General features: G+C 40.8%; 9 protein-coding genes. 5 read left to right on the forward strand and 4 right to left on the reverse strand.

Annotated elements, in window-relative coordinates; translation table 11 throughout:
* Window positions 1-42 precede the first annotated feature (42 nt).
* The 4 genes from AC1DUD_RS21420 (at window position 43) to AC1DUD_RS21435 (ending at window position 3,842) form a co-directional block, all read left to right on the forward strand.
* Complete coding sequence (locus tag AC1DUD_RS21420; RefSeq protein WP_477378140.1) at window positions 43-600, forward strand: RNA polymerase sigma factor; 558 nt, start codon at window positions 43-45, stop codon at window positions 598-600.
* Entirely contained in the window at window positions 593-1,339 is a 747-nt protein-coding gene (locus AC1DUD_RS21425; RefSeq protein WP_477378142.1) for a hypothetical protein, read from the forward strand. Before AC1DUD_RS21420 ends, AC1DUD_RS21425 begins: the two co-directional genes overlap by 8 nt.
* An 11-nt stretch (window positions 1,340-1,350) precedes the next feature.
* Window positions 1,351-2,637, forward strand: a complete 1,287-nt coding sequence (locus AC1DUD_RS21430) for a hypothetical protein (protein ID WP_477378144.1) — start codon at window positions 1,351-1,353, stop codon at window positions 2,635-2,637.
* Window positions 2,638-2,711: 74 nt separating this feature from the next.
* On the forward strand, window positions 2,712-3,842 hold the full coding sequence (locus AC1DUD_RS21435; RefSeq protein ID WP_477378146.1) for a carboxypeptidase regulatory-like domain-containing protein: 1,131 nt from the start codon (window positions 2,712-2,714) through the stop codon (window positions 3,840-3,842).
* A gap of 214 nt (window positions 3,843-4,056) precedes the next feature.
* Here AC1DUD_RS21435 and AC1DUD_RS21440 read toward each other — a convergent pair whose 3' ends face one another.
* From AC1DUD_RS21440 to AC1DUD_RS21455, 4 genes are all read right to left on the reverse strand, one after another.
* Window positions 4,057-4,959 carry a hypothetical protein gene (locus AC1DUD_RS21440; protein ID WP_477378148.1) on the reverse strand — a complete coding sequence of 301 codons (903 nt, stop codon included), beginning with the start codon at window positions 4,957-4,959 and terminating at the stop codon, window positions 4,057-4,059.
* Window positions 4,922-5,947, reverse strand: a complete 1,026-nt coding sequence (locus AC1DUD_RS21445; protein ID WP_477378150.1) for a hypothetical protein — start codon at window positions 5,945-5,947, stop codon at window positions 4,922-4,924. The genes AC1DUD_RS21440 and AC1DUD_RS21445 overlap by 38 nt, the downstream gene beginning before the upstream one ends.
* Before the next feature lie 338 nt (window positions 5,948-6,285).
* Window positions 6,286-6,921 carry a response regulator transcription factor gene (locus AC1DUD_RS21450; RefSeq protein ID WP_477378152.1) on the reverse strand — a complete coding sequence of 212 codons (636 nt, stop codon included), beginning with the start codon at window positions 6,919-6,921 and terminating at the stop codon, window positions 6,286-6,288.
* A gap of 53 nt (window positions 6,922-6,974) precedes the next feature.
* Complete coding sequence (locus tag AC1DUD_RS21455) at window positions 6,975-8,729, reverse strand: tetratricopeptide repeat-containing sensor histidine kinase (RefSeq protein WP_477378154.1); 1,755 nt, start codon at window positions 8,727-8,729, stop codon at window positions 6,975-6,977.
* Between the two features lie 892 nt (window positions 8,730-9,621).
* Between AC1DUD_RS21455 and AC1DUD_RS21460 the strand changes: the two genes are divergently transcribed.
* The gene (locus AC1DUD_RS21460; RefSeq protein WP_477378156.1) at window positions 9,622-11,952 is read left to right on the forward strand and encodes a glycoside hydrolase family 31 protein; all 2,331 of its coding nucleotides are present in this window, start codon (window positions 9,622-9,624) and stop codon (window positions 11,950-11,952) included.
* Window positions 11,953-11,955 lie beyond the last annotated feature (3 nt).

Genomic DNA, 11,955 nt, shown 5'->3' on the forward strand with positions numbered 1-11,955 from the left:
ATTTCATTCCAACCTTTTTACCAACTCAAACTCTTATATGCAATGAAAGTAAAAAGTGAATTCGTTTTGCCTGATATCTTAAGAAAAGCCCAACAGGGCAATGAGTCAGCATTGCAATTCCTTTATTCCACCTATTCTAAAGCTATGTTCAATATATGTATTAGAATGTCCGGTGATAGAGACGATGCTGAAGATTTATTGCAGAATTCTTTTATGGTTGCTTTTCAGAACCTGCGGCAGCTACATGATCCGGAAAAGTTTGGTGGCTGGCTGAAAAGGATAGTAGTTAATGAATGTATCAGATTTTGTAAGAAGAGAATTTCTTATGATAGCTGGAATGATCAGGATTTTCAGGGCCTGGCCGAGGAAGTCGAATCAGGATGGTGGAGAGATGTCAGTCTTGACGAAATACACAAACATATAAAGGCGTTGCCCGACGGATGTCGGATAGTTTTTAACCTGTATGTACTGGAAGATTTCAGCCATAAACAGATTGCTGACAATCTCGGGATTAGTGAAGGGACAAGTAAGAGCCAGTATTCACGGGCGAAATCGCTATTGAAGGATAGAATTATTAAACAATTGCAACACAATGGATGATTTTAAAGAATATTTAAAAAATAACGCCAGCGGGCTGGATCTGGATGAACCCTCAGAAGCGATTTGGGTTAATATCCGCAAAGAAACCAAGAGAAATAAAGGGATGATCACAATCCCATTGTTCAGATATGGAATAGCAGCATCTGTTGTAATTCTTTTGATGTTTGGGATCTGGATCATTTTTATCAACAAAGGAACTACTGTCAATTCGGTTGTTCAATATAACAAGATAAAGAAAGTCATTCCTGAAACACAATCGATAAAAACGGATGGCGAAAAAGAAGAAAGTTCTGAAGGCGGGACGACCGTTCAGCAAAACCTGGCCGTTAATCAGAGGTCAAAGGCGAAACTCAAGTCTAAGGCAGAAGAACCGAGGGTAATAACTGCAACTGAGGGCCCAAACTCCGTTGAAATGCATTCCTTGGATGTGAATTTCATCCAGGTTATAAATCTTGAGAAGGAGCGGATCAACAAAACTCCACTTTACACAGCTCAGCCGGGTTATTTTAATTATTTTATTTTGGAATTCCGCAGGATTGAAAAAGACGAAGCCGCGCTCGAAAAAGAAATCAGGAGTTCCGGCATAAACGATGACCTTTTAACACAGCTGATCGCTATTTATCAACAGAAGCTCAATATATTGAAATCACTACAATCGGAGATCAATAAAACCAATACTTTATTCAAGGAAAACCGGCCGGTTTCTGAGGGTAACCAACAAACATTTCTTAACATTTAATATTCAGAACGATGGAAAATATAAGGTTATTAAGATTTTTTATACTGTCGCTTTATTTATGCGTTTTATTCCTGCCTGCCAGTTCGCAGGAATCAGCGGTCAAAACAGCTGCGAATGGCGTTGAAAGAACAGAAAGCCGAACTGTTTCACAGGAAGTAAATATTTCAGACGGGGCAACTTTGGCTATAAATAATATTTCGCGGCCACTGGTGATAAAAAGTTGGGATGAAAAGAAAGTGAAGATAGTCACCACGGTATACTACGAAGGAAATACAACACTTACAGACGCAGAATGGTTTGAGCGCTTAGGAATAGCTTTTAAAGCAACATCTGGTCAATTTTCCATTCACTCAGATTATAATTCCGGTAAACCGGCCGTCAACAAGACGCCCGGCGACAAAGCATTGCAAAAAGGAAGTGTAGTATTGTTCAATGGCAAGGGTGAGTACATCGGAACCAAGGAAGACGTTAAAAGGACGGTTACGATTTATTTCCCTGCCGACACCAGGTTAAATATTGATAATAAACTGGCAGATCTTAAGATTCTAAACAATGTTGGCAATGCGAGGATCAATATAAGTAACGGCAGTTTGCAAATGCTGAATGCAGGGCTGCTGATCTTAAATTCAAAGTATGGAGATTTTGAAGGCGGGGATTTACAAACGGCAAACATTGATTTCAGTCTTGGCCATTTCAGGGCAAATAATATTCATGATCTCACAATCAGGTCAGAATCTTCGACGATAATCGCGGGAAATGTCATGAAAGCTGCTATTCAGAGTGTAAACGATGAATATGAATTCGATGAAGCGGGGATCGTACAATGCACAAAAAAGTTCAACTCATTCCAGATCGATAAACTATTATACGTCATGGAAATGAACGGCGCGGGAGCTGACGTGAAGATTAGGAATATTATGCCGACTGTGACCTCTTTAATGTTTGAAGATAAATATTGCAGCCTTCGGTTGCCGCTTACCGGTATCAATAACTTCTCCGTTGATTTCATAGGTATCTATACTAAGGTTTTCGCCAATTTTGAGAAAGTTTCGCGTCCCCTGGTTGGGGTTCAAAAAGAAGAACCGGTTATGATCACGGCAGTACGGGTTAATAGCCCCGGAAAAGACGGCACTAAAGCCAAACCCGATAACGCAGAGAAAAAAATAAATCCCCAAGCTTCAATAACTCTCGCAGAACAGCTTTTAGAAGACCCGCCGAGTTTTACTGCAAAATCCGGCAATGGCGAAGGAACCAAGATAAAAATGAATTGCTACAACTGTACCGTGGATTTTAAATAAACCAAAATTATTTCCCCAAAATGGAAACGCTGGTAATATAACCCAGGGCTTCAAATACATCTTTCCCATACCTTATGAAAATAATTATGCTAACGCTGTTATTCAGCGTGTTGGGATTCTCTTTGCTTGCTCAGAAGGGCAACTCGCTTAGGGGCGTAGTGGCCGACTCTACCATCCAATTGAAATTACCCTATGTGACAGTGAGTGTATTAAACTCGGGGGATTCGACATTAAAGGCGTTCACGAGAACTGCTTTGGACGGGACATTCCGTATTAATAACCTGAAGAAAGGTAAGGTACTGCTAATGGTCACATATAAGGGGTACGCCGATTATATAGAGCAAATCGTTTTGGATAGCAGCACCAGCGACGTTGACCTCGGAAAAATCAATTTGACACTTAAAACGCGCTTACTTAAAGAAGTGATCGTAAGGGGCGACCCAATCGCCATTAAGATAAAGGGAGATACTACTGAATATAATGCAGCGAGCTTCAAAATCAGGCCAAATTCGAAGGTTGAGGATCTGCTAAGGCAATTGCCCGGAATCCAGGTGGATAAAGATGGTAAAATTACCGCTCAGGGTCAGGTGGTGAATAAAGTATTACTTGACGGCGAGGAGTTTTTTGGAGACGACCCCACCTTGGTGACTCAGAATATTCGTGGTGATATGGTCGATAAGATCCAATTATATGACAAAAAAAGTGATCAGGCCGCCTTTACGGGTATTGATGACGGAAAAAAAACGAAAACGATCAATGTGAAACTTAAGGAAGATAAAAAGAATGGCTACTTCGGTAAACTTGAGGCAGGTATCGGTACCAACCAATATTACCAGGACCAGGCTTATTTCAATCTCTTCAGTAACAAACAGAAACTATCAGCATACGGTACCATTTCTAATACCGGTAAAACAGGTTTAGGGTGGGAAGATAACAGCAAGTTAGGGGCCGGTGGAAATATCCAGGTATCTGAAAGCGGCGGTATAACTATTTCCGGTGGAGGTGATGAACTTGAATCATTTGATGGACGATACGACGGGGATGGTTATCCAAAAGCCGCCACCGGAGGAGCTCATTATGATCGTAAAATTAACAACGATAAGCAGTCAATAAACATCAACTATAAAATTGGTTCATTGACAGTTGACGGCGAAAGGAATACGCTTTCGCAAAACAACCTGCCGTCATCAGTTAACAAAAGTTAAATGGCTCCTGAAGCGGGACATTTTTCGAACCTTTTTGTTGAAAATTTCAAAGCAATCGCAGATTTTGGACTCACAATCTTAGCTAACAACAAATACTGGAACAAGAAAAACCCGAACCCTAATCGGGCATTCATAAAACTTATCAAAACATCATATAAGCCTCAGAAATAATACCTGCATGATAAAAGAACACCTACTTTCATACCGGCATATGCTACAACTCGCTTTTCAACGTCTTTTTCAACTGGCTCAAAAATCCGGCTACACTTTTCGCACTTCCCGAGGTTGGTTCCTTCACAGAACATCCCATCTTTACAAAACTTTTCAGATCTTCCATCTGCCATATCGCTGCACCACTTATACCCGGATAGTCGTTTTTAAAGCCTTTCAACTGGGTCTTGATCTCCGTTACTGATTTACTTCCTTTATAAGTATCGCATGTACTGAATGAACCACGTACCATAAATACAGGATAAATCGGCTGCTTAGGTTTAAGCGCCCTTACCCAGTCTTTTATTTCGTTTTCTGCACCGCCATCATAACATTGTAAATACAAAGCATCAACCACGTTTACATCTGATGCTTTTAGAATACTGTCCCAATAAGTGTATCCTTTATAAGGGCATAACGTCATATGCATGTTTAGTTTTGCCGCAATCTTGCCCATCGCAATAATAGAAGGGCTGTCATACACAGACTCATCATCAATACAAAATGCATCGGCACCAAGCACCTCTTTTAGCACCTTACAGATATTATATAACGTACTCTGTTCACTGATACCGGTCACGATACCCGGCACCGTCTTAGATGGATCATACCAGTCACGGATAAAATCAAATGTGTTTGGCGGCTGCCCATACCAACGCCCTTCCAGTAAAATTTCAATCCGGGATATGGAAGATTTTCTTTTGAGATCAGTCACCCTTCGCACATAGGAAGAATCGCCTACCCATTTACCGTTATGAATAATGGGTTGATGAGAATCACCAGAATACAGGTCTCCGTTTGCATGAATGTAAAAACTTGATAACAACAGCGTATTAAATCCACTGTGTTTCAACAACCGGTAAGTGGTATCATTGCCCGGATATAAACCCCTGCCATATTCTGCCATCCGGAGATTTTATAAACGAGATCCTCCAGGTGGTGGTTTTAAGGAACCATTCAGTTTCAGAGGTCGCCGCCATTTCAAATTTAGGTACGTTTGGTAATTGAAGATAGATCTTTCCGCCAGTCCGGATAATTGCCATCTTCCATTTTATGTCGCCGTAATAACCCAGTATCGGGTCAGTCTGGGTATCGGTGAGCTTTATTTCCACTTGCTGCTCCATAAAAGGTGCGAACATGTTATAGGCTAACTTATTCCAGATGGGAGAGCCCCAGGCCATTGTTACCATCAATTGTAAAAAGACGATGCACGCCGTACCGATCATCGTTATTTTGTGAATATGCTTTATAGCAAGAAGATCATAAATAAACAGTGGAATTAATAATGCGTCCAGGTAAATAAAACGAATATATAGCGCCTCGTTTATTCCTGGTAAGAAACGTATCCGGTCTACGGCAGCCTGTATCAAAACCAGCGTTGCCAGTAAAAGCAGGCGTTTGTGTACCGCCGCATTTTTTCTGGCCAGGATACCCCATGTAAATAGTAGGCCGAATAATAGGAAGCCGTACAATTGTTGTGACAAAATGCCCCAGGCGTCGGCGTCTCCTACCGGAGGTGAATAGGCAATTTTTGCATGAACGATGGCAATGCCAATGCTAAGGAAAACTAGTACACCAAGCACCACGGAAATAAGGCCGAGTTTGCGGTGAAATTTGAGGTTGCCTTTTGCCGCGAGTATCGCCTGCGCAAGGAAAACCAGCAGCCAGGATGCCATTATGGAACCGTGAACATGAAGAAACCAATAAACCTTAAGCCCCTGGGCGCTTATCATCTGATAATCTGGGGTAAACCCAATTATCGCCATTATCGGAAAAAGACTGGCCATTGCAACAAAGAAATAACGGATGTAGAATAAACGCAGTCCTTTTTTTCTCACCTTATCATGGGCGACTGAACCGTCCGTAACGTCGGGTTGCAAAACTTCATTGATCATGGTTACAAGTTTTTGTGGTTTTTGGTTAGTGTTTATAAATATTATTCAGTTTTTGTTAGGGCATTACCTCCATTTTTTGGTTTATTACTCAACATGGACTAATCTGGGGGGAATCGCAAGGGAGCTGATTAGTGTCAAAATAAATTCTGCGTAGAAATACGCCATGATCAAGGCGGCCCCACAGGCTATTAGAATGATCAGCGCCGTATAACCTCTGTTAAATAGGGAAATTTGTTTTGTCATAACTTTAGCTGATTAATTAACTAAAGTTATAGGCTCCTAAGGCTGTGGTCAATCACCTGAACTGGTGATTTTTATAGAAATTTCAGATGTGAGGTTTATACCAATTTTTGATTAATGGCTTTTGCAACAGCTTCGCTTTTGGAGTGTACGTGAAGCTTTTCGTAAATATGCCGTACATGTGTACTGACTGTATCAATGGATATGAAACAGGCTGCCGCAATACCTCTGTATGATTTACTCTTAACCAATAGCGCCAGGATTTCCTTTTCACGTTCTGACAGGTCTATAAACTCCGTTATTCCGGCAGTTTGCTGCCGGAACATCTGTAATACCTTTACCGCGACCGATGCTGTCATAGGGGCACCGCCAAGATAAGTTTCGTGGATAGCTTCGATCATTTTTGGCGGTGATGTTTTTTTAAGCATATATCCCGAAGCACCGGCACAAATGGCAGCAAATATCTTGTCGTTATCGTCAAACACCGTTTGCATCAGGATATGTACCTGCGGAAATTTTTCTTTGATCATTTGCACCGCCTCTATACCTGAAGTTCCAGGCATATTAATATCCATCATTACCACATCCGGATTCGCCATTTGCATATTGCGCATCAGCTTATTGGCATCGGGAAACGCTCCGGTGCAGGCCATGCCTTCTGCATTATTGATCAGCTGCTGCAGGCTTTCCCGCAGCAGCTTGTTATCTTCAAAGACCGCAACTTTTATTTCCATTGCATATATTTAGGTAAAAGAGCGTTTTTTTTCAATACGGGTCAATCACCTGTTCAGGTGATTTTAAACAGCAGCCTCACAGACGTCCCCTCCTGCAATATTGATTGTATCTTAAAATCAGCATATAGTTCGCCGGCACGTTTTTTTAAAGTATACATACCATTCCCATTGAAAAGTTTAGTGGTATCAAACCCTTTGCCGTTATCCCGAATATTCATCTCAATCGTCTTGTCGTTTTTAGTAATACTTACTGATATCTTTTTGGCATTAGAATGTTTTACCGCATTATTGATACTTTCTTTAAAAAACAAGTAAAAGTTTTTACGTTGTTCCATAGTGATTTTTAAGGCGGAAAGTGTGGCGTCACTGGTGAAATCCAGCTCCATATTTTTTGCATCCAGTATTTCCGAAGCAAACAGGTTCATCCGCTGTAATACATTTTCAAATCGGTCATTTTTGGGGTTAACGGCCCACACAATATCACTCATGTTTTCCTGCATGGCTATTGTGCTTTCACCTATGGATGCAAGCAACGATGACGCTTCTGGTGATTTAGCTTTCGCCAGTTCACTCATAATACCAATGCTGCTTAGGGTAGAGCCGATGTCATCGTGCAGGTCATCGGCAATGCTGTTGCGCATATTTTGTAATTGTTTAACTCTCCTGTTTCTTATAACATTACCTGCTATGATAAAAGAAATGAGCAGTATAGCTAACAGAATATATGTTCTGTACTGGTTTTGTAATGTGGCTTCAGCTTCCTGTACGGCCCTCTTTTTTTCCTCCTCTCTAAAAAAAATATTTTGTATTGCAACTGTTTTCCCCCGGTTGAATAAACTGTCCTTTATATTAAAAGCAATCCGCAGGTATTTTAGGGTACTGTCCGGCCTGCTTTGCAATTCATAAATATCTGCTAATGTACTGGCTGCTTTCAGAAATCCCACGGGGTACACTTTTATGCTTTTTTCTGTCAATGCTTTCTTCGCATACCATGTTGCAGAATCCAGCCTGTTTTTTTCTTTATAAACCGTTGCCATGCCATTATATACATCGATCCTGTTTGTAGCCATCCTGAGATTTTTATATAAAGGCAGGGTTAACCTGTAGTAAAACAATGACGAATCATAATTGGCCTTGCCCGCATAAGCTTCCCCTAAAAACCTGAATGAAAGGCTTTTTGCATACTCACTATCAGCATTGCCATTATTAAGCGATGGATTTTGTTTTAATAACTCATACCCTCTTTTTGCATATATCAGGGCAGAATCATGCTGGCGAAGTTTTATAAAAACGGGGACCAACGCGCTATAAAGCGAAGGCAGATCATTTGATTGCTTTTCTTTTTCCGCTACTCTTAATATTTTCCGGTAGTAACTTATCGCTTTACTGTATTCGCCCAGGTTAAAATAACAATCGCCCATCATCCCGTTTGCCCAACCGAAAGATTGCGGATTGTTCAATTTTATACCTATCGGGTACGCTTTAAAAGCATAATCCAGTTCCAACGCATAATTACCTAAAACATATAACGCCTTGTTGATGGCAACAATTGACCAAAATATGCCCGAATCAAAATTTAGTTCTTCAGAGAGTGTTAATGCCTGTTTTCCATACCTTAAAGCTGAATCAGGTAAGAAAAAATTATAGTATAGACTGATATTGAAGAGCGTCTTTGCCTTATTCGTATCTGCCTTTTGTGTGGATAATACTTTTTTTAATGAGTCGATATCAGAGTTTTGTGCATGCGCTCCCAATGAAAACACAAGGAGCATGGCTGACAGACTTATATATCGCAACGGGCGTTTCATTTATAAATATATGAGTTATAAACAGTAAATCTTTTTAGTTTTTGCGTATCTGTCAATCACCAGTTTGTGTGATTTAAACAGTGGCTTTTAAAAAGTCCCGCTGTAATAGTTATTGTATTTTAAAATCAACGTATGGTTCGCCGATTATCGCCCTTATAACTTTCTAACTTTGATGCAATACAGCAAGTATCAGTTTGCATACAAAAAGCTGCTCTGCTATGATACGGCTTTATTGCCGGTAAGGGATTCGAAAGAAAATGAATTCCTGCTTAAATAGCCGATAAAGATTGCAATCAATAGAATATATGGTTGACTTTAGCCCAAGGAAATCGAGCCCTTCCTTAAGTCGACAGGAATAAGTACAAACTCAGCATTAGAACTTTTATCTGTCTCACTGGTTTTTAACAAAACTCAACAACAATTATAAATTATTGAAAATTCAGCAGAATTTTCGCCCGAATTGCCAATTCCCCACAATTTTTCAATGAATTGCTTCGAAAAACACTAACAGGCCTTAGCATTGCCCGCTAAGGCCTTTTCTATTTTAATCGAAATTTTGGTCTTCGTTTAATTCAAATGAAGGCACATTTTCGTTCGAACCCATTCTCTCACCCACACTGGGTAAAATTAAGAATTTCATTTTTTTCTTGTATAATCTTGGTTTATAGTTGTTTGTTTGCTTTTTAGGCTGAAATGTGGTTCGAACCTTTAAATTCATTTAATGGTTCGTTTCTCTGGTTTGAAGCTTCATGATTCTATATATCCGCTTAAGCCCCTTATATTTTCAACGTGAGTGTTATTTCTTTCAACATCGCTATGGCACGTCATAACCGCTGGTCATTTACATTTACGGTATTATAAATCATTTTTAAACCAACATTCATCATAAAGTATGAGGACTAAATTCATAGGTGCGGTTATGCTCCTGTTCCTTGCCGTGCAAACATTTGCACAGGATTTTCAAAAGACAAAACTCGGGGTAAAGGCTAATGTGCAATTCATGGATATTGAGATCCAGTTCTTTTCCCCAACTATAGTAAGGGTCATTAAATTCCCGGAAGGATCTTCGCCGAAGAAACAAAGCCTATCTGTAATCAAGAACCCCGAGCAAACGGCTCTCTCGGTTAACGAAGAAAGCAATATAGTTAATTTGAAAAGTGCGTCTTTACAGGTGATGCTAAATTTGAAAACGGGTAAAATTTCATTTTCGGATTTACAAGGAAATCCTCTTTTTACGGAAAAGGACTATGGCACCCAGTTCACGTCTGCAAAAGATGTAAATAAAGATACCTATTCGGTAAGACAGGCGTTTATGCTTGACAGAGATGAAGTGATCTATGGCCTCGGCCAACAGCAGAATGGGAAAATGAACCAGCGCGGGCAAAAAGTATACCTTTCAAATCAAAATACTAAAGTCTGTATCCCTTTTATACAGTCGGTTAAAGGGTACGGGATATTCTGGGATAACTATTCACCCACCACATTTACCGACAACAAACAGGAAACCTCGTTTGATTCTGAGATAGGAAACTGCTCAGATTATTATTTAATGTGGGGAGGTAACGGTGATGGCGTAGTAGCACAGATGCGTGACCTGACGGGGCAGGCACCGCTGATGCCCTTATGGGTATACGGCTATCACCAGTCTAAAGAAAGGTATAAAACACAGGATGAGTTGCTCAGTGTTGTGAAAAAGTATCGGGACCTGAAGGTGCCACTGGATGGCATTGTACAGGACTGGCAGTACTGGGGTAAAGATAGTTTGTGGAACTCCATGTCATTTGATCCTGTTACTTACCCTGATCCTAAGGGTATGGTAGATAAAGTTCATCAGTTAAAAGCACACCTTTTTATTGTTGCATGGCCAGGCTTCGGACCTTTAACCAAGCAATATGCTGAGTTTAAGGAGAAAAATATGCTTATTAATTTCGATACCTGGCCGCCAAAGAGCGGAGCAAAACCTTACGATCCTTATAATCCTGCAAGTCACGCCCTTTATTGGGATTATCTGAATAAGGGTATTTTCTCTCTCGGTACAGACGGGTGGTGGTTAGACTCAACCGAACCAGACCATATTAATATTAAAGAAAGAGACTTCGATCAGCCTACTTATCTTGGGTCTTTCAGAAGTGTCATCAATGCGTTCCCTTTAGAACATGTCGGCGGAATTTACGATAACCAGCGTAAAACTACATCCACAAAACGTGTAACTATTTTTACGAGGTCTGCATTTGCCGGGCAGCAGCGCTACGCTGCTAATACGTGGAGCGGCGATGTTGTATCCACCTGGCCTACGCTTCAAAGGCAGATCCCGGCGGCATTAAATTTTTCACTCAGCGGTATCCCTTATTGGAATGCGGATATAGGTGGTTTCTTCGCCGGTGCTTTCAATAAAGGAGGGGGGGCTAAAAACCCTGAGTTCCAGGAGCTATATACACGCTGGTTGCAATTCGCTGCATTTACACCAATGATGAGGTCACATGGCACAGACATTCCGAGGGAAATTTACCAGTTTGGAGAACCTGGCGACAAAACTTTTGACGTTATAGCAAAGTTCATTAACCTGCGTTACAGTCTTTTGCCCTATATCTATGCTACGGCCTGGGATGTGACACATCATTCAGGGTCCATTATGCGGGCTTTATTTATGGATTTCGAACAGGACAAACAGGTTTATGATATCGGTAACCAGTATATGTTCGGAAAATCATTGATGGTTTCGCCTGTAACTAAAGCGGGACAGCAAGAGCAGGCCGTTTATCTTCCGGCCGGTACTTTATGGTATGATTTCTGGACAGGTAAAACTGAGGAAGGCGGTAAATTCATAACTATTGCTACGCCGATTGAGACCCTGCCGTTATACGTAAAGGCTGGTGCGATTATACCGTGGGGGCCAAAGGTTCAGTTTGCCGAGGAAAAAAAATGGGACAACCTGGAGATAAGAATTTATCCCGGTGCAGATGGCGATTTTACGTTATACGAGGATGAAAACGACAACTATAATTATGAGGCCGGGAAATATACAGAGATCCCGTTCCATTGGGATAATAAATCCCGGGCGCTCACAATTGGTAAAAAGAAAGGTGACTTCCTGGGCTCCCTGGGTAACCGGAAGTTCAATATCATATTAGTGACCGAAACAAAAGGCGCAGGGGAGCATGTAAGTAAACAAGCAGACAAAGTGATCAATTACAAAGGAGCGGCAATGACTGTGAAAATATAACTA

It is taken from the genome of Mucilaginibacter sp. P4_A11, assembly GCF_056402535.1.